Below are 24,182 nucleotides of genomic sequence, written 5' to 3'. Positions count from 1 at the left end.
ATATCTCTGATCTTGGACCGAATTGAACCTATTCTTGAATTTGTTCATGACTTTCGTTTGTCTACTCGTCACGCTTACATGATTGTATTTTCTTAAAGAACTTCTCTCGCTTCAACTTCCGTATCCGCTATATTCCGATGAGCACCAGGCTCCTCTTTATCTTTTTTGTTTTTCCCTCCGTTTCCGTTGGGACTGCAAAGGTAGAAATCTTTTCTGAACTTCCAAAAACTTTCTGAAGTTTTTTTTCTTTTTCTTTTTTCCGATTTGCGCGTTTAAAATAAACTGGGCGGGATTTTAAATCCTGTCGAACTCACTTAAACCCTTCTTTTTTCATCGGTTCCCTCTTTCGAAGTAACCCTGCCTCCCTTGCGGAGTGGTGCAAAGATAGGGAGTTTACTAACAAACTTCCAAGCCTTTTGTTTTATTTTCTTTCAATATGTCTGTAACTCGCTGTGAACTTGGTGGATTCTTTTTGTAAAACAGCATCTCGGAGGGCGCCGGGGAGCAAAATAGACAGTTATACGGGAAAATGCTGTGGAAAGGCCGCAGGAACATGGACGGAGGAACCGGAGAATCCGGCACGGCAGTAGATACAATGGGCGCAGAGGTTATGGAAACGGGGAACTCATGGGAAAAAGTGTACCGGAGCGAAAAGAGGGATGCTAAACATAACAGTCGCGTCCGCAAGGGCTCCCTACCAACACGCCGCAGTAGGGACAGAAAGCCGCTATGCCCACAGCAGCGAACATCCCGGAAAGATAGACGACCAGAAAAAAAGCCGATGAACCGGCAGATCGGATCATGGACAGGCATAAAAACCGCAGCTGCAAACAAACCTAGGAGACCGCAGAAAAACAAGACAAAAGCGTGTCATCAAGGTCAGTAGAAATTCGTAGTTTAGTTAGGGTTTATTTAGGTTTTGTTTAGGTATTGGTTAGGTTTTGTTTAGCTAAAACCTAGCCAATACCTAACTGTACCCTAACTTAATAGTAGGTTATTGCTACTTTAATATTTGACTTATACTTATTTAATATTTGACTTATACCTAAAAAATACCAGAATTGGTCTCCCTAAAAGCAAAAGTATCCTGCTTGCGGGCTTTGTTCGCACCTTCCCGCTATCTTCCTCGGCTTTTCTCGACCATTTAACCATCCATTACCTATCCAAACGATAGGGAAACGGTAGAGAATCTATAGGAAAATCCCGAATATCGGCGAAGCGGGGACGAGCGATATCCGAACACGGATCAAAAAAAGGCCGTTAGGAGATCCAACCAAAAATGGGCAATACCAGGAGATTCCTTTTATTTTGAATCAAAGGGAATACTTGGGATTTCACTCCCCTCGTATTAAACCAGTCTCGTCCCCAGCCAAGGACCAAACGATATAACCAGCAGGTTAATATATAATATTCCTTGTGTAGCTCCCGGCTCAATCGGCTGCACAGGGGATAAACCTCGGGACAGCTTCGTATCTCAGTCGGGACCGCTTCAGGATGAATCCGTACTCTTTCCACGTTGAGTCTGTAGTGACTCCGAGTTAAACACGCTAGAACCTCATTCGCAGGAGGAACAGACCATGCTAACATCTGCATTCAGGTACACTTAAAGCCTGATGCAGCGAGGGATCGCTCCCGAACCGCAGCCTAAAAAACTTCAAAATAGGCCAAACACCCAGATAGACTCACTGGAAATGGAGTTTTTCGGAAAAGAAACACATAAAAATTGAACTTGTTAAACATAAAACTGCTATACACCGGACTTATATTATTGTTACAACGTAAACCCTGGATAATTATCAAAAAAAGCTTGTTTGTCTATTTTTTTATGTAGATTTATCTTCTCATAATAACCTCCAACGTGATGAGCAGAACTACCCTGAAAGATATAGCTTTAGAACTCAACATTTCTGTTTCCACCGTTTCCAAAGCCCTGTCAGACAGCTACGAAATCAGTGAAGCAACGAAAAAATTGGTTCAGGAATATGCCAAGAAGCATAATTTTCATCCAAATAAATTAGCAAGGAGTTTAAAAATTGGAAAATCAAATACCATTGGAGTTATTGTTTCCAATATCAGCAATACCTTCGTGTCACAGATTCTCGATGGAATCCAGATTGCCTCTCAGCAAACCATCTACGATATTATATTCATGCAAAGTAGAGAGGATGAACGTATCGAGAAAAATTGTATAGACGTATTAAGAATGCGCGGTATAGACGGTCTAATGATCGCACCCGTGTCGTCTGGATCGAATATTGAAGAGCTTAAAGATCTTATTAAAGCTAAAATACCTGTTGTCATATTCGACCGGATCAACCATAAATTGGATACATTCAAAGTAGGGGTTAATAACTTCCAGGGAGCATACAATGCGACCCAACACCTCATTCAACAAGGAAAACGAAATATATTACATGTTACGGGGAAAAACCTAGGGGTTGCAGTAGAACGTTTAAATGGCTTCAAGGCCGCCCTTTCCGATGCAGGTATCCCTTTTAATGAAAAACATTACATTGAATGTAGTTTTAACAGTGTCGTTGATTTGGACAAAACGATAAAAGAAATTATCATCAAGGAATATCTTGATTACAAAAACATCGATGCAATTTTTGGTGCAACGGATATTATCACTACAAGAACATTGGGAATTCTGGCTGAACTTCAGATAGAAGTTCCAGCCCAAGTCGCTGTCATAGGATTCTCCAATACCCAAATCGCAGCGTCATTAAATCCTGCACTGTCAACAGTCGTGCAACCCGCAACTGAAATTGGAGAAATAGCAACGAAAAAACTGGTTGACACCATCAATCAGACAAGACCAATTTACGAATTTGAAACCATCGAACTTCCGACACAGCTTATTGTAAGAAAATCTTCGTTATAGGCTCTCTCTACACTTCTATTGGGTATTGAATAAAAAAATACAGTTGGAAAATATCGCAAATGCTCATTATCTCCCGACTGTATTTTTTCTTTGTTAGTATGCTCCTTAGTTAAACACTTTGATACGATCGTTACTCACCCATGATTCCATACTCCAATCCCCGCAATTCAGCTAAACCTCTTAAGCGACCGATAGCAGAATAGCCTGGATTTGTGACTTTATGAAGATCATCCAGCATCTGATGCCCATGATCTGGTCTAAAAGGTATTGCTGCGGATCTCAATTGGTTCTCAGCGACTAGGATTTGCATAATCTTATACATATTCACGTCTCCATCCAAATGGTCTGCTTCAAAGAAACTGCCTATAGCATCTTTCTTTACATTCCGTAAATGAACAAAGTTTACCCTTTGTTTGACTTGCTCCAATATCGTGGGCAAATCATTGGTCTGACTGGCACCTAAAGAACCTGTACAAAAACAGATGCCGTTAAATTCTTGAGGCACTTCGTTCAGTATATAGTTTAGATCCTCTTCATTGCTCGCAATACGAGGCAAACCTAAGATCGGATATGGTGGATCGTCCGGATGGATGGTCATACGGATACCATTATCCTCACATATGGCAGAAATTCCATTTAAAAAGTAGACAAGATTTCTACGCAACCCTTCTCTTCCAATATGTTTATAGGTATCAATACTAGCCTTCAATGCATCCAATTCAACATTTTTTTCTCCCGGAATCCCCATCAGCACAACATTTGCCAACCGATCTTTTTGTTGTTCAGAAATTTCACCAAAACGCACAGTCGCCCTTTTTACGATATCCTCTGCATAATCCTTTTCTGCGGAGACTCTTTTTAAAATAAAAATATCAAAAAGTGCCAGGTCGATCCAGTCGAAATAAAGCGCCTTTGAACCATCCGCCATCAATAGATCCAATTGTGTTCTGGTCCAATCCAATACCGGCATAAAATTATAGCAGACAGTTTTAATACCGCATTGGGCAAGGTTGGCTAATGTCTGGTTATACTTAGCGATATACTCATCAACTTTCGGTCCTTTTGTCTTAATTTCTTCATGAACCGTCACGCTCTCGACCACCGACCAAACTAAGCCTGCATCTTCGATAATACGTTTTCGTTCCTGAATATCGGTCAGAGGCCAAACTTCCCCATGGGGAATATGATGAAGTGCCGTCACAATGCCCGTTGCACCGGCCTGTTTAACATCCTGTAAGGATACCGGATCGTTGGGGCCGTACCAACGCCATGTTTGTTCTAATTTATTCATCTCAAAATTTCGTTAAACGCCACACCATGCATTAAAGCCACCATCCACAAAAACCGTCTCTCCAGTTACAAATGCTGAGGCATCGCTCAACAAATAGATTAAAGTTCCTTTTAATTCCCGCGGATTTCCCAGCCGATTATAAGGTGTTCCGCTAAGTATCCGCTTGGTTCGTTCACTATAGCTACCGTCGGAGTTTATTAATAGATTTTTGTTTTGTTTGGTCAGGAAGACGCCCGGAGCAATTGCATTGACGCGAACTTGATCACCGTAACGTTGCGCAAGTTCCGTTGCCATCCATTTTGTATAACCATCAATACCGTGTTTAGCCACTGTATATCCTAGTACACGTGTGAAGGGCCGGCTTGCAGTCAGGGAGGAAATATTAACGATCACTCCTTTTCCGCTTTCTGCTATTACACGACCAATAATATGTGTAGGAATAATTGTTCCATAGAGGTTCAGCTCGATCGCTTTGATGGTGTCCTGAATATTACTTGCAAACAGATCTTGGTCAGCTCCTATTGTTGCGCCCGGGATATTTCCGCCGACAGCATTCACCAGACCGTCTATTCGTCCCCATTTTTCGAGGATTTCATCCTTTGCCCTGGCGACATCCTGCTCGTCCATAATATCTACTTCTACAAATATGGCCTCCCCACCAAGGGATTCCACTTGCTGCACACGCTCCGCTCCGATCTGCTGATTACGTCCAAGGATAGCAACTCTTGCCTCCGCTTCAGCCAGCGCTTCCACAAATGCCTCACCTAGAATTCCTGTACCGCCCGTGATAACGACAACTTTATCTTTTAATGAAAATGGGTTATTACTCATGTATTTCTATTTCAAATTGGTATTTACCCCCAATTTTATTGATAATAACCTTAATTACAAAAAAAAGTAATTGATTTAATTACGATAACGTTTTAGTTAACACTAATCTATTTTTCCTCTTCTTCTATTATTTCATCATCAAACAGAATTCTTACTGAAGGGGTATAAGTATCGTCGTGCTGGCCTGACTTATTCGCCCAGAAGAAAGCGCATAAAAATACCAAAGCCAATAGAACACTACAACCGATTAGAATATACATGATTTCCATAACAACTATAGTTTATGACGTTTTGCATACCATCTTGTCATTATGCTGGTAAATGAGATGATCGTAACTGTACTTATAGGCATCAAAATTGCTGCAAATAAAGGCGACATAATCCCCTGAATGGCAAAACTCAGCCCGATTATATTATAAAGTAAAGATATTCCAAAACTCATGTGAATCACCTTTACAGCATCTTTACTGAAAGCAAAGAAATCGGATAGTTTTGAAAATGATTCGCCATCAAGAATAGCGTCACAGCCAGGTGAAAAGTTATTGATATCATCACTGACGGCAATTCCCAAATCAGCTTTACGCAATGCTCCGGCATCATTCAATCCATCACCGATCATACAGACATGTTTTCCGTCCTGCTGAAATCTATGAATACGACCCAGTTTTTCCATTGGTGACTGGTTAAACATCAAGCAAGCCTCTGAGGGAAAAATCAATTTTAGTGCATCCAGACGTCGGTCATTATCTCCCGATATAAGATGCAGGTCGTAACGAGGTCTGAAATCTTCGATCAACGCCGACAGGCCAGTTCTCCATGCCTGTTCCATGGTAAAATATCCTTTCAGTTCCTCACCCACGCATATGAATACGACAGATCCGTCGGTCTTGATGTTCCCTATATTCAAAAAATTGGCGCTACCGATCTTAACAACCTGCCCAGCAAGCTCGGCCGTCATTCCTTTTCCGGGAAACTCTTTGAAATTTCTCACCGGAATATCCGATGATACATTCAGCCATTTCACGATCTCCCGGCTTAACGGATGACTAGAGTTTCGGCATACTGCATTGAGTTGCTTTTTTTCATCTGTGGTAAGTTTTCCCTCAAAATAAATGGAAGTTGCTTTGGGCGAAGAAATAGTTCCTGTTTTGTCGAAAACGAGTGTATCTATCGTTGCCATCTGTTCGATTGCAGCGGTATTTTTAACATAGAATTTGTTTCGATCGAAAATACTTAATGCCGCAGATAGGGTAAATGGAGAGCTCAACGCCAATGCACAAGGACATGCGATAATCAGCACTGCCGTAAAAGCTCCCCAGGCCCTATTGGCACTACCATCCACAGCCCAATATAGCGCCGCTAAAAAAGCGATCGCCAATAAAACAACAGTAAAATATTTACTTATAAAGTTCACAAAAGTCTGAAAATGCTTATCGTAATCTTTGTAGTTTTCATTATTCCATAATTTGGTCAGATACGACTGTGAAATCGGCTTTATGACTTCCAGTTCTATTGCCTCCCCTATCTGACGTCCCCCTGCATAAATAATTTCCCCTAAGGTTTTGCTCACCGGGCTTGATTCGCCGGTTACAAAACTAAAGTCAATTGCCGCATCGCCTTTTAATAGTATGGCGTCTGCCGGAATAATCTCATTATTACGAACGAGGATACGGTCGCCGGTATGAATATCCGCCAATTGTACAGGCTTGTCTCCATTTTCAGTAAGCACGGTTACCGCAACGGGGAAATAGCTCCGATAATCCCTTTCAAAAGAAATGTGGTAATAAGTGCGCTGCTGTACCCACTTTCCGATAAGAATAAAGAACACCAAACTACATAAAGTATCTGTAAAACCGGCTCCTGTCTGGGTCATTACCTCAAATGTCGAACGTAGAAACAGGACCAATATTCCCAAGGCCAACGGAACATCCAGGTTTAATCTTTTTTGTTTCAAACTGACATACGCAGACTTAAAGTAATCTGAAGCACAATACAACAAAACCGGCACCCCAAAAGCTAAATTGATGTAACCGAAAAAACGCGCATACTCCTTTTCAAAGGCCCCCATACCAAAGTAGTCCGGAAAGCTAAATAACATCGAATTTCCAAAGCAGAATCCAGCTACTGCAATCTTGGCAACCAAGGGGTTCAGATTATTCTTATTCCCCTCTTTAACGACATCCTGCAAAGTTATTTTGGGATCATAGCCAATATTCACCAAAAGGTAAACTAAATCTTTCAGGGGAAGTAAAGTATGGTTAAAGGTGATACTAGCCTGTTTTTTCATAAAGTCCACCCGAGACTGCAGTACATTTGGATTTAGCTTATAGAGATTTTCCAATAGCCAAATACATGAGCTACAATGGATAGCGGGAATATAAAAAGTAATAACAGTAATTTTATCATCCCTAAAATCAACTAATTTAGCAGCGATCTGAGGTTCATCCAAGTATGAAAAATCCGCTTGCTTTTCTTTATTGGATTTTCCCGGATGCTGATTATAACGGTAGTATTGCTGCATCCCTCCATCCTGCAAAACCTGATATACCGTTTGGCATCCCAGGCAGCAAAAATCATGCTCATCGAGATGGTAACCCGTTTCTTCGATTTTGTCTCCACAGTGGAAACATTTTTCGATTCGTTGTACTTGTTCCTTAGTTACCGCCATATCCCCTATTAAATTGCTTCACTAAATAACTGCGTTTTTGTACGCAGCTTTAAAAAACGTTGATCAAAAGCCATACATATATTCCGTAGAAATGAACGTCCGATAGTAGTGCATCGAATCAGATCTCCTTCTATGCTGACTAAGCCGTCTTGGACCAATGTTGACAATTCATCTTTAATCTGCTCAGTTAAATCCGATGTAGGATCCAATTGTACTTTACCTATACACATCATATCAAGGATATAACGTCTTATGACAAGATCTTCCGCATGAAGTATATGTCCTTTCACTACGGGCAACACACCCGATGCGATCAGCTTATGATATTCCTCAACTGTTTTCACGTTTTGTGCGAAACCACCCCAGGCGTCACTGATCGAAGACACACCAAGGCCAATTAATAAGGGATTAAACCGATCCGCATAGCCCATAAAATTACGGTGCAAGCGTCCCTCTTGGAAAGCCAAATAAAGTTCATCATCTTTTTTCGCAAAATGATCCATCCCGATATCTGCGTATCCCTGTGCCAGAATCATCTTTTTCCCGAGATTATAAAGCGCTAGTTTGGCAGTCCCCTTCGGCAGATCCGCCTCGGTATAATGCCGCTGCCCGGGTTTTAACCAAGGGACATGGGCATAACTATAAAAAGATATACGGTCTGGCTTGAGCAGCATAGATTTTTCAATTGTATCCTGTACAGATGCCTGGGTCTGCTTAGGCAATCCGTAGATCAAATCGAAATTAATGGATTCAAAACCGATCTCTCTGGCATTCAACATCACCGCTTCTACTTCCTCAAAGGTCTGCTGTCTATTGATCATAAACTGCACCAAAGGATCGAAATCCTGTATCCCTAAGCTGAGACGACGGAAGCCTAGGTCGAAAAGAATCTGTAGGTGCTCGGTTGTGGTATTAGCAGGGTGCGCTTCAAATGAAAAAGAGCGATCTGCTGTGACATCGACATGTTCAAGAATTCCCTCTATCAACAATTTCAGGTTCTCGGGTTGAAAAAATGTCGGTGTACCGCCGCCTAGATGTATTTCTGACACGAGCGGTTTCTCGCCTTCAAAAACAGCCCGATACATCTCCCATTCCTTCAGAAGGGCCACAATATAGGGCAGTTCAACCTGATGATTTTTCGTAATACGCGTATTACAGCCACAGTATGTGCATAAGCTCTCGCAAAAAGGAAGATGTATATACAGACTTAGCCCCCTATCTTTTGACTGTTTGAAAGTACGGTATACCTGATCCATCCAGCCGTTGGTAGAAAACGTTTTCTCGTCCCAAAATGGGACCGTTGGATAACTGGTGTACCGTGGTGCCGCAACATTGTATTTTTGCACCAATTCCGCCATAGTCCTGTCTTGTGTACTCATTGAAAATTATTTTTTGCGCAGTCACTTAAACAACAACATGCTTTACCAACACATTTTTCCATTCCCCAGAGATTGAGATTCCGAACAGTCTGTTCTGCGAGTCCTTTTGGGCTTTGATCCTCAAAAGGCGCATTAGCAATCTGAATGCTCAGTGTGCCTGCCTTCACCAAATCAATATGGGATGTTTCTTTACTCCTTGTCATGATCTTATTGATCCCCAATTCCTTCAAATTAAGTAGCATTTTATCATCCAAAATATCTCCTCCAGAGATGACAACCGCATCCTTCCCGCGCGCGTAATTTTGCGTTTCGGCATTTAATCCGTTTGAAATCAAAGTTAGATCATGCTGTTTTGCATTGGCCAATGCCCAAAACTCTTTTTCAAATGACCTCACATTATATACAACTACTTTCATTTTGAATTCTACAATCAACCACGTATAAGTTTATCCTAGAAACAAAATTAAATCATAGTTACGCCCAAAAACATGATACAAGACCATGCCTGACAATGATATATATCACAATTATACAAAAAGGGGTCTGTCCGAATTGCTCGGACAGACCCCTTTTGTCTTGATATTAAGTATCGCAAGCGCAAAGCTCACTGACTATTCAATTTATTTGTGTTACTGTTTTACATCCCTTAGATTTTTGATCGAATTGATATAAATCTTTCCTTTTTCCTTCGAGATCAGCTTCTCTTCTTTAAAATCGGAAAGCATACGTGAAACTGTTTCATTTGCCGTACCTGCTATCGAAGCAATCCCATCTCTGGTAATATCAATTGTACAGGCATTGACCTCATTGATATTAATTCCGCTTTTTTCGGCGACACTGATCAGTGCATTGGCCACACGTTTGCGGACAGAATGATATGCAAAACCCAACAATTGCTCTTCTTTTTCACGAAGGTCTACAGAAAGTAATTTAATAAACTTACTAGCTATAGCAGGTTTTTTCCATAGGAGCTCCAAAAAGGCGTCTTTTGGGATTAAAATAACTTCGCTGGATTCAACAGCTTCCGCATAATCTTCATAATTTTCATTCAACAGCACAGAAGCATAACCAAAATAATTTCCCTGTATAAAAATCCCTGTCGATAGTTCCCGTCCATCTTTGTACGACTTAAAGCTACGAATCTGACCCGATTTGACATAATAAACATAAGTAGGTGAATCGTCTTTCTCAAAGATTGACTGTTTCTTTTTTACGGTTTTCACACGTGAATTGGCGAGCAATTCCTGTAGCAATAAAACTTGTTCCTCTTCACTCAGGTTTAAATCGTATTCTTCAACCGTATCTGCAGATAATTGCTCATGTTTTTTCAGGCGAACCTCAATAGCGTTCATCAGTTCCACATCATCAAAAGGTTTGGTCAGGTAATCATCCGCACCCATCTCCATTGCCTTACGCATATCTGCGCGTTCGGCTTTTGCGGTCAGAAAAATAAAAGGAATTTTTGAGGTACTTTCTATCTTGCTCAACATAAATAGCACACCATAACCATCCAATTCAGGCATCATGATATCACAGAGAATCAAATCAGGAATATGCCGGGTTGCCAAGTCAACTCCTATCCGACCATTCTCAGCTGTAATCACTTCATACCGTCCTGTCAACTCTAAAATCTCGGTTGTCCCCTCTCTAATGTCAATATTATCCTCAATGATCAGAATTGTCTTTTTATTTTTCATCTTATTATTTATCCGTCAATTATACCTTATCAAAACTAACTTTAAATGATGTTCCTTTATGCACCTCGGAAACAAACTCCATTTTACCTTCCATAAGTTCGATATATCTTTTTACGATATTTAAGCCCAGTCCAGTACCCGGAATATTTCCTGTGTTATGTGCTCTAAAAAAAGGCTCGAACAAATGCACCTGATCCTCTTCAGGAATACCGATACCATTATCCTTAACAGAAATTGAACAGCCCTCATCATCGATACAGGTTGTAAACTCTATTAAAGTATCTTCACCCGAATATTTGATGGCGTTGGAAATCAAATTCACCAACGCATTTTTTAGCAGGTTCGGATCCAGCGAAAAATGTCCGATTTCACCCGTATGCTGGTAGACAATATGCTGATTTTTCTTACAGATCAATTGCATTTCCTCGGTGATTTCTTCCGCCAGTTCAACCAGATTAATATACTGTTTATTCATGACTACAATTCCGGCTTCCAATTTTTCCAGTGACAGAAAATCATTCAATATGCTTGTGAGAAGCTGCACTGCCCCTTTAATCTTGTTGGTATGTTTGATAATATTTGCCTTATCATCGGGGCGGTCCGCATATTTCTCAATCAGTGAAGCAGACAATTGCACAGAGCTCAACGGTGTGCGAAACTCATGTGAAGCCATGGATACAAACCTGGATTTAAGCTGGTTAAGTTCAATTTCTTTCTCCAGAGATTTGGAAACTTCTGCTTTTGCTTTTTCCAGTTCTGAAACCAGCGATATCAAATCACGTGTCCTTTCACTGACTTTATGTTCCAATTCAGCAGCATGCTGTTTCAGCATATCTTCTGCAGCCTTTTCACGTGAGAGATCATGGATAAATCCTGTAAAAATATTTTTGTCTTTAAGCCATACTTCACTCACCGCCAAACGAAACGGAAATGTCTTTCCGCTTTTCTTTAGCCCCATTACCTCCCGGCCGATCCCTATAATTTTCTTATGCCCAGTCGTTTGATAATTATGAATATAATTATCATGATTACCCCGATCGGGTTCAGGCATTAACATCGACACATTATGTCCTATTACTTCATCAGCGTTATATCCAAACAATTCTAAGGCAGCGGGGTTAATGCTTTCGACATTCCCCCTGTTGTCTATGGTAATAATTCCATCAATTGCATGGTCTATTATGGCCGCTAAAAGCCTTCCGCCTTCCATGATCATCGCTATTTCACTAATTTTTTGTATTTAATACGATGCGGCGTTACATCGCCCAAGCGTTTCTTACGGTTTTCCTCATATTCGGTATAGTTACCTTCAAAGAAATACACTTGAGAATCGCCTTCAAAAGCAAGAATATGCGTACAGATACGGTCCAAGAACCATCTATCGTGGGAGATGACCACAGCACAGCCACCAAAATTTTCCAGACCTTCCTCTAAAGCACGTAATGTATTGACATCAATGTCATTGGTCGGCTCATCGAGCAGAAGCACATTTGACCCTTCTTTTAGCGTGATCGCCAAATGGACACGATTACGTTCCCCACCGGAAAGCACACCGACTTTCTTTTGCTGATCGGCACCATTAAAGTTAAATTTGGAGACATAAGCTCTGGAATTCACGGAGCGATTGCCCAGGATCATGTTGTCGTTACCGCCAGTGATATTTTCCCAAACGGATTTTTCAGGATCAAGGTCATGGTGCATCTGATCAACATACCCCAATTTGACAGTCTCTCCTACTTTGAACGATCCGGTATCCGGTGTTTCCTGTCCTGTAATCAGGCGGAATAAAGTTGTTTTACCGGCACCGTTTGGTCCGATGATCCCAACAATACCCGCTGGAGGCAACATGAAACTTAAATTCTCAAATAAGATACGGTCGCCATAAGCTTTGGAAATATCGGTTGCCTCGATGACAGAGTTACCCAAACGCGGTCCCGGCGGAATAAATAATTCCAATTTCTCTTCGCGTTCTTTGGTTTCCTCAGAAGCCAATTTCTCATAGTTATGAAGGCGGGCCTTAGATTTGGCATGACGAGCCTTTGGAGCCATACGTACCCATTCCAGCTCACGCTCCAATGTTTTTTGACGTTTGGTTTCCTGTTTTTCTTCCTGCGCCAGACGTTTAGCCTTTTGATCTAACCAAGAGGAGTAATTTCCTTTCCAAGGAATCCCTTCACCACGGTCCAGCTCTAAGATCCATCCTGCGACATTATCCAAGAAATAACGGTCGTGGGTAACAGCAATAACGGTTCCTTTATATTGTTTCAAATGTTGTTCTAACCAGTCAATAGACTCCGCGTCCAAGTGGTTGGTCGGCTCATCGAGCAACAAAACATCTGGTTCTTGTAATAATAAGCGACATAATGCTACACGTCTGCGCTCACCACCTGACAAATTGACAATTTTAGCATCCGGTTCCGGACAACGTAAGGCATCCATTGCTCTTTCTAATTTGGAATCAATTTCCCAAGCATTTGTTGCGTCGATTTTATCTTGCAGTTCGCCTTGTCTAGCCAACAGTTTATCCATCTCATCAGGATTTTCATAGACCTCAGGCAAGCCGAATTTCTCATTGATTTCTTCGTATTCTTTTAAGGTTGCTGTGATTTCAGCAACACCTTCCTGTACAATTTCAAGAACGGTCTTTTCGAGATCCAATTGGGGTTCCTGTGCCAGATAGCCCACAGAGTAGCCCGGAGAAAACACCACTTCACCCTGATAAGATTTGTCCAAACCCGCAATAATTTTCAATAGTGAAGATTTTCCGGATCCGTTCAAACCGATTACACCGATCTTGGCACCATAGAAAAAAGATAAATAGATATTTTTTAGAACTTGTTTTTGAGGCGGATAGATTTTATTGACACCCGCCATCGAAAAAATAATCTTCTCGTCTGACATAAAATTTAAAAAAATTGGAAAACTCTTGTTATATTAACATACAAATGTAATCTTTTATACTGACATTTTGGACGTATAATGGTCATGGCTTAATTGTTGATGACATTATTTAAAATAATTTTAAGGTTTGAAATGTAGAATTTACTACATTTATATATCCTTAATATAAAACAGAAAGGTATTCAATGGAAGCAAAATTTTCACCGCGCGTAAAGGATGTCATATCGTACAGTAGAGAGGAAGCTTTGAGATTGCGTCACGATTATATAGGCACAGAGCACTTGTTGCTCGGCTTGATTCGTGAGGGCGATGGAATGGCGATCAAAATCCTTAAAAACATAGGCATTGACACAACTGCCCTACGTCAATCTGTGGAAGACGCAGTGAAGGGGGCATCTGTATCACGTGCACCTATTGGCAACATGCCGTTAACTAAACAAGCTGAAAAAGTTCTGAAAATAACGTATTTGGAAGCGAAAATTTTCAAATCCGATATTATCGGGACCGAGCACCTATTATTGGCTATCTTACGGGATGAAGATAATATCGCTTCGCAAATTTTACAGCAATATAATGTGACCTATGACATCTTCAAAGCGGAAGTAGAGCAAAATAAAACCACCATCAAGGATGAGGCTCCGGGCTCTCCTACCGGTGATGATGACTTTGCTGAGGATGATCAATATATCCAACCGAAGAAGGTTTCGGATATCAAATCCAAAACCCCCGTATTGGACAACTTCGGTCGAGATCTGACCAAAGCTGCTGAGGAAGGTAGATTGGATCCAATTGTAGGTCGTGAAAAAGAAATCGAACGTGTATCACAGATTTTGTCACGTCGTAAAAAGAATAATCCGTTGTTAATCGGTGAACCTGGCGTAGGTAAATCAGCGATAGCGGAAGGATTAGCACTCCGTATTGTGCAACGTAAAGTATCCCGTGTCTTGTTCAACAAGCGTGTGGTTACTTTAGACTTGGCTTCATTGGTTGCTGGCACGAAATATCGGGGTCAATTTGAAGAGCGTATGAAAGCGGTCATGAATGAACTGGAAAAATCACCGGATGTCATTTTGTTTATCGACGAAATCCATACCATTGTTGGCGCTGGCGGTGCTTCAGGATCTTTGGATGCTTCCAATATGTTCAAACCAGCTTTGGCAAGAGGAGAAATACAATGTATCGGTGCAACTACACTGGACGAATACCGTCAATATATTGAAAAAGATGGCGCTTTAGACCGTCGTTTCCAACGTGTGACGATTGAACCTGCTACACATGATGAAACTGTAGAGATCTTGAATCGTATCAAAGAGAAATATGAGGATCACCACAATGTGACTTATACTCCGGATGCAATTGAAGCCTGTGTGTCCCTGACAACACGATATATTACGGATCGGTTCCTACCCGATAAAGCGATTGACGCTTTGGATGAGGCTGGTTCACGTGTACACTTGAATAATATCCATGTTCCACAATCCATTATTGACATCGAGAATAAAATCGAGGAAGTCAAATTGGAGAAAAACAAGGTAGTTCGTAGTCAAAAGTATGAAGAAGCTGCTAAGTTACGCGATACAGAGAAAAAGCTTATCGAGGAATTGGAGAAAGAAAAGATAGCGTGGGAAGAAGAAACCAAATCTAAGCGATATACTGTTTCCGAAGAAAATGTAGCGGAAGTTGTAGCAATGATGACCGGTATCCCGGTACAACGTGTCAGCCAAACTGACAGCCAAAAGCTGTTGAATATGGGAGAATTGATGAAGGGAAGAATCATTGGTCAGGACGATGCTGTTGGCAAATTGGTAAAAGCCATTCAACGTACACGTGCCGGACTGAAAGATCCTAAAAAACCGATCGGTTCCTTTATATTCTTGGGTCCTACTGGTGTTGGTAAGACAGAATTGGCAAAAGAGTTAGCGCGGTTTATGTTTGATACTGAGGACGCACTGATTCAGATTGACATGAGTGAATACATGGAGAAATTTGCGATATCACGACTTGTAGGAGCGCCTCCAGGATATGTCGGTTATGAAGAAGGTGGACAGCTAACAGAGAAAGTACGTCGTAAGCCTTACGCTGTAGTGCTTTTGGATGAGATTGAGAAAGCACATCCAGATGTATTCAACTTGTTGTTGCAGGTATTGGATGAAGGTCAGTTGACCGATAGTTTGGGACGTAAAGTAGATTTCCGTAATACGATTATCATCATGACTTCCAACATTGGCGCACGTCAGTTGAAAGAATTTGGTCAGGGTGTTGGTTTTACGACCGCGGCAAAATCGCAACAAACAGATGCGCATTCCCGTGGAGTAATCGAAACTGCATTAAAAAGAGCATTTGCGCCGGAATTTTTAAATCGTATTGATGATGTTATTGTTTTCAATTCGTTGACAAAAGAAAATATCTTTAAAATTATTGATATCGAATTGACGTCATTGTTTAAACGTATCGCAGATCTGGGGTATACCATTAATTTGACAGATGAGGCCAAAGGTTTTATTGCAGATAAAGGCTATGATAGTAATTTCGGTGCGCGTCCTTTAAAACGTGCAATTCAGAAATATCTTGAGGATCCAATTGCAGAAGAAATTCTGAAAGGAAATGTGCAAACAGGCTCAGTTTTAACGGTGAGTATCAATCCGGAAACCAAAGATATTGAGGTCTCTAGCTCAGATCCGAAGTCTTCAAAAGATACAGCCGAGAAATAATCGCTTGCTGTACTCGAAATAAATTCATGAAAATGCACCATAATGGTGCATTTTTTGTTGTAAAGAAGAGTGACGTTAAACTTTTACACTATTTTATCGTCCTATAATAAAAAAACTGTCACAAATAACACAAACGATATGAAAAGACTTTTATTAGCAGCTTTAATTGGAACCGCAGCCTTGGTTTCATTCTCTTCTTGTAAGAAGGAGTATGTTACAAATTACTTACCGGGAGTTACCTATAAATTTGCAGTACCTGGGGATAATTATCAATGGAAGACTGAAGGAAATCCAAGAACTTTTGTAATCTCGGTTCCGTTCAATGAAATCGATTCTAAATATTTTGATTATGGACAGGTAGCAGTAGCTATTGCTTTTAATAGTAATCCTGATTTCTATATCAATCTTAATGGAAACAATATTCCCACAACATCTGGTCCATATAATTTCCGGGTAGAATACTCCTTTTATGATGGTAAAATAGATGGAGATTTAAATATCTATGCTGATTACCTTGGTACAGGTACTGCTACTCCCCCACCTCCATTCCGTGCAAAGGTTACATTAACTGATGCCGATAACGGCGATCAGTAATACATAAAAAAGCCTCCAAATAATAAATAATTATTCGGAGGCTTTTTTACTATACATTATTTTCTTCCTACCCTTTCAGCAACAGCTCTGCATGCTCTAATGCAGCATCCGTTGGATTTGCTCCGCTCAGCATTTGTGCGATCTCTTTGACCCTACCGGATTGATCCAGACGTACGATATTTGATATGGTACGGTTAGCTCTATCTTCCTTATATACTTTAAAATGTGCAGCACCTTTAGATGCAATCTGCGGCAAGTGCGAAATCGCAATCACCTGCATATTTGCAGCTAAATTCTCCATGACCTCACCGACACGCAATGCGACCTCTCCCGAAATCCCAGTATCGATCTCATCAAAGACAATCGTTGGTAAAGCCGAAGTCTTAGCAACGAGTGATTTTATGGCCAACATCACACGGGAGAGCTCTCCGCCTGAAGCGACACGATGAATAGATTGTAAGGCTTGCCCCTTATTGGCAGAAAACAGGAACTGAATAGTATCTATTCCAGACTCACGCATCTCGCCCTCTTTCAGTGGCTCTAATACAACCTGAAGTACCGCATTTGGCATGCCAACATTCAACAGCGTATTTTGCACCTCCCCGGCTATTGTATCCAATACTAATCTGCGTGCGCTTGAAAGCTCTTTCGCATTGTTTAGCGCAACTTTCAGCTTCTCTATCACCTCTGCTTCCAGACGCTCCAACTGCTCATCGGAGGAATTGATGGCCAATAGTTTTGCTTCCAGATCATCTCTTAATTGAATGAGTTCCTCCACTGAGTCGACATGATGTTTTTTCTGCAACGAATATAGTAAGCTCAATCGCTCATTGATCTCCAGTAAGGTACCCTCATCCAAGTGAGTATCCTCTTCGAGCGAAGTCAACTCCGCAGCCACATCTTTTAATTCGATCAAGGTACTCTTCACCCGTGTAGCTAGATCGGCCGCTTCGGGCAGAAAAGAAGATATTCCTTCGATCTGCGACATAGCATCTTTCAATTGTGTCAATACGGCTATATCCTCGTTTTCTAACAGACTTGAGGCCGCATTTAAGGACCGTTTGATATCCTCGGCATTCTCCAATTGCCGTTGTTGCTGCTCTAGTGTTCCCTGTTCATCAGGCACGAGCTTCGCCCCATCTAGCTCATCAAATTGAAATTGAAAATAATCCAGCTCTATCGCCGCCTTCTTAACCGTTTCTTTCAATTCTTCCAGTTCACGCTTTGCTTTTTTATAGGCAATATAACTCTCCTTATAGCTTTGTTTCAACGCAAATGTCCCGGCTACACTGTCGACTACCAAAAACTGGAATTCCTCGGTATTGACCTGTAAAGTCGCATGCTGTGAATGCACATCGATCAATTGCTCGCCCAATTGTTTAAGTATTGCCAATGTAACCGGAGAATCATTTACAAAGGCACGGGATTTACCATCTGGTGTAATTTCTCGTCGGATAATCGTATGATCCGCATAGTCAAGGTCATTCTGCTCAAAGAAACTATTTAATTGATAAGCTCCGATATTAAACTCCCCTTCGATTACACATTTTTTAGACGGATCAAAAAAGTGTTTTCCCTCCGCCCTATTACCCAAAATCAGGGAAAGTGCTCCCATAATAATGGATTTACCCGCTCCAGTCTCCCCAGTAATCATATTCAACCCTTTATCAAATTGGATTTCCAATTCGTTGATCAGGGCGTAATTCTTAATATGTAAGGTATCTAGCATATGCTTAAAGGTCTATTGTTACAGTTGGGAGGAAAACCGTTCCTCATCCGGATTGTATCTTATCTTTTATGGTCCTTTCTTTAGTAGGTAATTTACCTAAAAATCAGACGTTTTCAATGCATTTTGTTTCAAAAAAAATTGTTTCGGGTTTAAACATCTAGTGCTTTAATTAATTCAATACCGCTAAATACTAAAAATAATATCAAAATTCCAAATAAAACTAATTATAATAGCTAAAAACTAACAGTTAAAAAATCATCAATGGTATTTTATCTACCAGTGATTACGCAGATTAGCCCCCTTAATACAATGATTTGATCTTATCAAGAGCAATATACGACAAGTAGCTACTTCGACTATAAACATATAAATCTTATCTTTTGACAGTATCATGTTTGGTTGTGACAAAATAATGTACAGCCCTTATTAGGTAAGCATAAATAAATAACTATTTTTACAGCATGCAAGATTACAGTGCTACCCTTAAAAAATACATGCCTGAGGAAGCGGCGCCGATCATATCTAACTGGATCAATCATACAGCGTGCCTGTTTAAGATTTCCCGTGCCCGAAGCAGTAAATTGGGCGATTATCGTGCTCCTTTTAAGGGCAGTCCACATCGTATCTCAGTCAATCATGATTTAAATCCTTATTCCTTTCTGATCACAACTATACATGAATTTGCTCATCTACAGACCTGGAATAAGCATAAGCACCTTGTCAGACCACATGGGCCCGAATGGAAAAAACATTTCAAAGAGTTAATGGAACCCTTTTTAAAATTAGATATATTTCCAGCGGACATCAATAGTGCAATACACAGCTATATGGAAAATCCTGCAGCATCAAGCTGTACCGATCTTCATCTATTCCGTACGTTAAAAGCTTATGACAAAGCAAAAAGCAATGCACTGACGGTAGAAGCATTGGAGGATGGCCATTTTTTTAAATTGAAGAATGGGCGGTCTTTTCAGCGAATCGAAAAAATACGGAAACGCTACAAATGTATGGAGCTGACCAGCAAACGTATGTACCTTTTTAACCCAATTGCTGAGGTATTTTTGTTAGAACAATGATTTTTAACAAATACATTCATTATATTTTTATCTTTGCTAACTTAGGAAACAATTAAAGAGAGCTTTTATGTTACACTTACACTCGACAATAGCAATTGTCTTATTGCTGGCCCTGGTGATATCTATTGTGATCACCTTAATGAACTATTTAGGCAACAAACCTTACAACCGTAAAATTGCCTTATTAGGTTTTATCGTATCGCATATTCAATTATTAGTGGGATTGATTTTATACTTCGTTTTGAAGTACCCTTCGATGATCTCTGGCAGCGTGATGAAAGATCCGACATTACGTTTAAAAATCATTGAGCACCCATTGACAATGATCATTGCCATTGTATTGATCACCATCGGTTATTCAAAAGCTAAAAAGATGGAAAATTCCAGAAAAGCAAATCAAACTGTTGTGATTTTCTACATCATCGGTTTAATCCTGATGCTTGCCCGTATTCCATGGGGTACATGGTCATTATTTGCATAGACTTATCAATCATAGCAAAAGGCATCAATTGTTTAATTGATGCCTTTTTTATTTACTATGCTTATCCCTTATTGATCTTAAAGCTTTACTTTATTACCAAATTCAGGCCCCTTACGAGGAAATCATTTTAGTCCGATCGTTAAAAACGCATTCAAAAGCGTTATTTTCTTTGTTTTAAATTAGCACGATAAGCACAAAAAAAGCCTCAGCAAAACTGAGGCTTTCCCATATTTAAAAGACCTTTAATTAGTCACGATTTTTTCCAAATCCCAAAATACCGAAAACAGTTTTAAATGCGATAAGAGCACCTACGATCAATGAGATATTTGCTATCGCGGAGAACAAGAATGTTTGTTGTCCCAGTGCAGTACATACATCCGGTACAAAACGGATAAATGTGCCTATTAAACCTAAAGCGATAGCTACTACCAATGTTTTGTAGTAATGAGTTTGATTCGCATTATTATCAGTTGTCTTTGGAGCTCTTGGTTGTACAGTTTCTGCCATTTCTATTTCGATTTTATTCGATACAAATGTACAAAATATTCTATGTTTGAAAAATAAAATTGAAAAAACCATTAACGTTCGAAATTCGAAAATGAAAAGATGCAATTTTCTATCTCTTTTGATAAGAATCGTACACTTTTTTATACGCTATAAACTATTGCTTAACAGGATGATTATTCGCTGACTTCATCCCTTAATAATGATGTTAAAAACTTATGCCGAACGAGGTATGCTTCTTGTGGTTATTCTCCAAAACAATAATTAGTTTTTCTCATGTTGTTTTTGTAATATCTTTTTTATAAATATTTAAAAAAAAGGACTGCTACTTTTGACGATACGATGAAATAAATGAAAATTTATTTCATCGGTCTCACACTTTACTTACAAAACTGTCCAATTCTTTGTTTACCTCATCCAACAATTGCTGTTCGCTAGGCAGATAAAGCTCGTATTGACTGGCAACAATCTGTTTTTGATCCGCCGGAAGTGTAAATTTCACAACTGCATCGTTTTTACTCGCACAGAGTAAAATGCCAATCGTGGGATGCTCATGTGGAAGTTTTTCAATACGATCATAGTAATTGACATACATTTGCAGTTGACCAATGTCCTGATGGGTCAATTTATGTGTCTTAATTTCAATGATCACAAAACTTTGTAATAGGCGATTGTAAAAGACTAAATCAACAAAAAACTCATCCCCTTCGATATGAATACGTTTTTGGCGGGCAACAAAGGAAAAGCCATTCCCTAATTCCAACAAAAACTCCTGCAGATGGCTGATAATAGCGCCTTCAAGATCTTTTTCATAATAGGCACTTTCGCGTTTCAAACCCAAAAATTCCAATACCATCGGATCCTTGATAATCTCTTTGGCATCAGAAGGCAGCTTTTCTTTTTTTGCTATGGCCAAGACACTTTCTTTATCGTTACTAAGTAACAGGCGTTCATATAAATTACTAAAGACCTGTCGTTCCAACTGCCGTGATGTCCAGTTATTTTTAATGGTTTCGGCGATATAAAACTCCCGTTGCTCCTCTAAGTCAAGCCGCATCAATAAGCGATATTGTGTCCAGCTCAATTGCGAACGCAGTGCGTTCGCAATTGGAAAAACACGATAGAACTGTCTAAACAATTCAACTTGTCTTCTTGAGAAACCGCTACCATATTCGGGTTCCAATTCTTTAGCGACATATCCAGTTAGATATTTCCCATAATCAGCCCTATCCTTACCTTGTTGCTCCTGCTCAAAAATACGTTTGCCAATATGCCAATACATCAATGTGCGCTGATGATCGACAGCACGAATTGCGTTGTCTCTGGATTTGGAAATAATCGCCTTTATGTCCGATATTAAAGTTTGATCCGATAACATATTGATCTATTTAATTGGTATTACTTCTGTAATTGGGTAGTACAAATATAGTCAAACACAAATTAAATACTAATTATTTTAGTAAAATTTATTTTTAAATACTTCTTATTAAGCCTAGAGCAACACCTTAAAAACCTATTATACAACAATTAACAGAAGCATAAATCCCTCCATCGCCTTCCCACCAAGACACATTAAATAAGTCAATCGTTTAATAGGTTTATATGGCTGCTACAGCATAAAATTTATTTAACTTCACCTTACAAGAAGACAGCGAAATGAAAGCAGCAGCGAAATTGGATAAAATAAAAATGTGATGCGGCAAAATTTATTCTTGTCAAAAAAAAGTGTATCTTAATCATAAATCACAGCCACATGAAACGCTTATATATCCTATTTAGTTTTGCACTATTATTCTCTTCAATAGCGACAGTAAAAGCAACTCTTTCTTCCAATAAAAATTATTCAAAGCAGTTGACTGATACGCTTTCTGATAATATCCGAAAATATATCACGCAATTAGCTGTTTCGGAGGGCTTAGATAAAGGCTCCATTAAAATAAAAACTAATAGCTGGGGAGAGGTAACCGTTTCAGACAACTGGGGTAAAAGTGTCAAATACAGTAGAGACCATTGGGACGGATATACAAAAAAAGATAACAACGGACTTAAAACATTGATAAAACAAGATTTTTCCGGCAATATAGTCGTAAAATATAACGACGGAAAAGAAAAATCGGTCAGAAAAAATATAAGTGGGGATTTTGATATTCCTGATCAGGACGGGAGTCCATCCACTGCTTCCATAAATAACCTCGATAATTTGGAAATCCGTGACAGTCACGGCAACCTCACGACTGTTTCAAAAAATATCTTCGGCGGTTTAGATATCCGTGATGCAAGCGGCAACCACACCTCTGTATCTAAAAATGTTATTGGTGGCTTAGACATTCGTGACAACCAAGGCAATAGCAGTCGCGTATCAAAGGATATTTTAGGAAACCTTAGTATTGAAAGTAACACTGGTAAACACACAACCATTAGAACCGACATATTGGGAGGCAAAACAATTGAAGATAACAAAGGGAGCCGTGTTTCTGTACGAAAGGATATATTTGGAAATTATGAAGCCAGCGATAACAATGGAAACCATGCGTCTATTAAAAAGGATATCTTTGGAAAAGTAGTCATTGATGATCCAAAAGGGATCTTGGAAAATGTGAAGCTTCAACTGATCGAAGATTTATTGAAACAATAAAAGGAATTTGCCGATATCGATTTTTTGACATTGAAGTTTTCGATTAGAATCATCCCCCAAATAATTTAAGATTTCCAAAAGAAAATTAAAATTCCTAAAATTGCATGCTCATTTCGACGAGATCTATTGTGACATCGCCAACATGAATTTGCCTTGGCTTGTAGAAAGGAATATAAGCAAATAAGTCAAATCTATTGCTACAAATGGGCTAAAATTAACGCTTATAATAAGATGAAAAAGTTTATATTTTTTCTATTACTGATACCTTTCTGGGCAAGTGCTCAGGAGCAGAATATCCAAGACTTTGTAATAAAAGAGAATCTTTCCAAAAATGGAAAACTTGCGGTCGTCGCTTTGGATTCAATAGGCAATACCAATGAGACTATCAATGGGAACTACCTGTTTACCATCAACGGTTTCTCTCAGGCACTCCAATTTCACGATGGCGTAGCTGTGCCGGCTCAAAAAATCGAATCATCTACCTTTGTATTTTTTAGCCACAAAAACCAGGAGAAATCCAAAGGCAGGCTGTTTTATATCTACAAGACAGATAATGGACTTTCTCCCTTTGCCATCAGCGGACTGATGTTTTTGATTATCCCTGCCATCGTATTGGGTATCGCCTATATGTTCAAAAAAGTGATTATGACAGCCATTGCATTGGCAATCGTTTTCTTTATATTCAATCACTCACAGGGGCTGGATCTGAGCAAAATCTTTGAGTCAATTTTCTCCAGTCTAAAGAATCTCATAGGCTAGCACGCAATATCATTACATTAAAATCGTAATTCAGCTTACCGA

20 protein-coding genes are annotated in these 24,182 nt (G+C 39.8%); 8 read left to right on the top strand and 12 right to left on the bottom strand.

What is annotated here, in order from left to right:
- The first annotated feature begins 529 nt into the window (after positions 1 to 529).
- Positions 530 to 886: a hypothetical protein gene (locus tag HMAT_RS25350; RefSeq protein WP_104385615.1), complete on the top strand. Its 357-nt coding sequence runs from the start codon at positions 530 to 532 to the stop codon at positions 884 to 886.
- 975 nt (positions 887 to 1,861) lie between these two features.
- Entirely contained in the window at positions 1,862 to 2,884 is a 1,023-nt protein-coding gene (locus HMAT_RS25345; protein WP_104385614.1) for a LacI family DNA-binding transcriptional regulator, read from the top strand.
- A 130-nt stretch (positions 2,885 to 3,014) separates the two neighbouring features.
- Here the strand turns inward: HMAT_RS25345 and uxuA are convergent, their stop codons facing one another.
- From uxuA to ettA, 9 genes are all read right to left on the bottom strand, one after another.
- Positions 3,015 to 4,175, bottom strand: a complete 1,161-nt coding sequence (gene uxuA, locus HMAT_RS25340; RefSeq protein ID WP_104385613.1) for a mannonate dehydratase — start codon at positions 4,173 to 4,175, stop codon at positions 3,015 to 3,017.
- A gap of 12 nt (positions 4,176 to 4,187) precedes the next feature.
- On the bottom strand, positions 4,188 to 5,006 hold the full coding sequence (locus HMAT_RS25335) for an SDR family oxidoreductase (protein WP_104385612.1): 819 nt from the start codon (positions 5,004 to 5,006) through the stop codon (positions 4,188 to 4,190).
- A 107-nt stretch (positions 5,007 to 5,113) separates the two neighbouring features.
- Positions 5,114 to 5,266: a cbb3-type cytochrome oxidase assembly protein CcoS gene (ccoS, locus tag HMAT_RS25330; protein ID WP_371412063.1), complete on the bottom strand. Its 153-nt coding sequence runs from the start codon at positions 5,264 to 5,266 to the stop codon at positions 5,114 to 5,116.
- Between the two features lie 14 nt (positions 5,267 to 5,280).
- Positions 5,281 to 7,674: a heavy metal translocating P-type ATPase metal-binding domain-containing protein gene (locus tag HMAT_RS25325; RefSeq protein ID WP_104385610.1), complete on the bottom strand. Its 2,394-nt coding sequence runs from the start codon at positions 7,672 to 7,674 to the stop codon at positions 5,281 to 5,283.
- A gap of 8 nt (positions 7,675 to 7,682) precedes the next feature.
- Positions 7,683 to 9,053: an oxygen-independent coproporphyrinogen III oxidase gene (hemN, locus tag HMAT_RS25320; RefSeq protein WP_233789601.1), complete on the bottom strand. Its 1,371-nt coding sequence runs from the start codon at positions 9,051 to 9,053 to the stop codon at positions 7,683 to 7,685.
- On the bottom strand, positions 9,050 to 9,469 hold the full coding sequence (locus HMAT_RS25315) for a lactate dehydrogenase (protein ID WP_104385608.1): 420 nt from the start codon (positions 9,467 to 9,469) through the stop codon (positions 9,050 to 9,052). The genes hemN and HMAT_RS25315 overlap by 4 nt, the downstream gene beginning before the upstream one ends.
- Before the next feature lie 213 nt (positions 9,470 to 9,682).
- Positions 9,683 to 10,750, bottom strand: coding sequence for a response regulator (locus HMAT_RS25310; RefSeq protein WP_104385607.1), 1,068 nt, complete (start codon positions 10,748 to 10,750; stop codon positions 9,683 to 9,685).
- A 19-nt stretch (positions 10,751 to 10,769) separates the two neighbouring features.
- Positions 10,770 to 11,960: a PAS domain-containing sensor histidine kinase gene (locus HMAT_RS25305; RefSeq protein ID WP_104385641.1), complete on the bottom strand. Its 1,191-nt coding sequence runs from the start codon at positions 11,958 to 11,960 to the stop codon at positions 10,770 to 10,772.
- An 8-nt stretch (positions 11,961 to 11,968) separates the two neighbouring features.
- Positions 11,969 to 13,651, bottom strand: coding sequence for an energy-dependent translational throttle protein EttA (gene ettA / locus HMAT_RS25300; RefSeq protein WP_104385606.1), 1,683 nt, complete (start codon positions 13,649 to 13,651; stop codon positions 11,969 to 11,971).
- Positions 13,652 to 13,836: 185 nt separating this feature from the next.
- On the opposite strand from ettA, the gene HMAT_RS25295 reads away from it, so the two are divergent.
- Entirely contained in the window at positions 13,837 to 16,362 is a 2,526-nt protein-coding gene (locus tag HMAT_RS25295) for an ATP-dependent Clp protease ATP-binding subunit (protein ID WP_104385605.1), read from the top strand.
- A 138-nt stretch (positions 16,363 to 16,500) separates the two neighbouring features.
- The gene (locus HMAT_RS25290; protein ID WP_158656143.1) at positions 16,501 to 16,956 is read left to right on the top strand and encodes a hypothetical protein; all 456 of its coding nucleotides are present in this window, start codon (positions 16,501 to 16,503) and stop codon (positions 16,954 to 16,956) included.
- 67 nt (positions 16,957 to 17,023) lie between these two features.
- Here the strand turns inward: HMAT_RS25290 and recN are convergent, their stop codons facing one another.
- Positions 17,024 to 18,685, bottom strand: coding sequence for a DNA repair protein RecN (recN, locus tag HMAT_RS25285; protein WP_104385603.1), 1,662 nt, complete (start codon positions 18,683 to 18,685; stop codon positions 17,024 to 17,026).
- Between the two features lie 461 nt (positions 18,686 to 19,146).
- Here recN and HMAT_RS25280 point away from each other — a divergent pair, with 461 nt between their 5' ends.
- Positions 19,147 to 19,761 (top strand): SprT-like domain-containing protein, encoded by a 615-nt coding sequence (locus HMAT_RS25280; RefSeq protein ID WP_104385602.1) that lies wholly within the window; start codon positions 19,147 to 19,149, stop codon positions 19,759 to 19,761.
- 67 nt (positions 19,762 to 19,828) lie between these two features.
- Positions 19,829 to 20,242 carry a hypothetical protein gene (locus tag HMAT_RS25275; protein ID WP_104385601.1) on the top strand — a complete coding sequence of 138 codons (414 nt, stop codon included), beginning with the start codon at positions 19,829 to 19,831 and terminating at the stop codon, positions 20,240 to 20,242.
- Positions 20,243 to 20,488: 246 nt separating this feature from the next.
- On the opposite strand, the gene HMAT_RS25270 is transcribed toward HMAT_RS25275, so the two are convergent.
- Positions 20,489 to 20,749 carry a hypothetical protein gene (locus tag HMAT_RS25270; RefSeq protein WP_104385640.1) on the bottom strand — a complete coding sequence of 87 codons (261 nt, stop codon included), beginning with the start codon at positions 20,747 to 20,749 and terminating at the stop codon, positions 20,489 to 20,491.
- 370 nt (positions 20,750 to 21,119) lie between these two features.
- Positions 21,120 to 22,124 carry a YhcG family protein gene (locus tag HMAT_RS25265; RefSeq protein WP_104385600.1) on the bottom strand — a complete coding sequence of 335 codons (1,005 nt, stop codon included), beginning with the start codon at positions 22,122 to 22,124 and terminating at the stop codon, positions 21,120 to 21,122.
- Positions 22,125 to 22,499: 375 nt separating this feature from the next.
- Between HMAT_RS25265 and HMAT_RS25260 the strand changes: the two genes are divergently transcribed.
- Positions 22,500 to 23,381: a hypothetical protein gene (locus HMAT_RS25260; protein ID WP_104385599.1), complete on the top strand. Its 882-nt coding sequence runs from the start codon at positions 22,500 to 22,502 to the stop codon at positions 23,379 to 23,381.
- Positions 23,382 to 23,612: 231 nt separating this feature from the next.
- Positions 23,613 to 24,140: a hypothetical protein gene (locus tag HMAT_RS25255; protein ID WP_104385598.1), complete on the top strand. Its 528-nt coding sequence runs from the start codon at positions 23,613 to 23,615 to the stop codon at positions 24,138 to 24,140.
- Positions 24,141 to 24,182: the final 42 nt, after the last annotated feature.

It is taken from the genome of Sphingobacterium sp. HMA12, assembly GCF_002933815.1.
In the GTDB taxonomy this organism is placed as follows: domain Bacteria; phylum Bacteroidota; class Bacteroidia; order Sphingobacteriales; family Sphingobacteriaceae; genus Sphingobacterium.
This window is presented reverse-complemented; position numbering and strand designations above follow the sequence as displayed.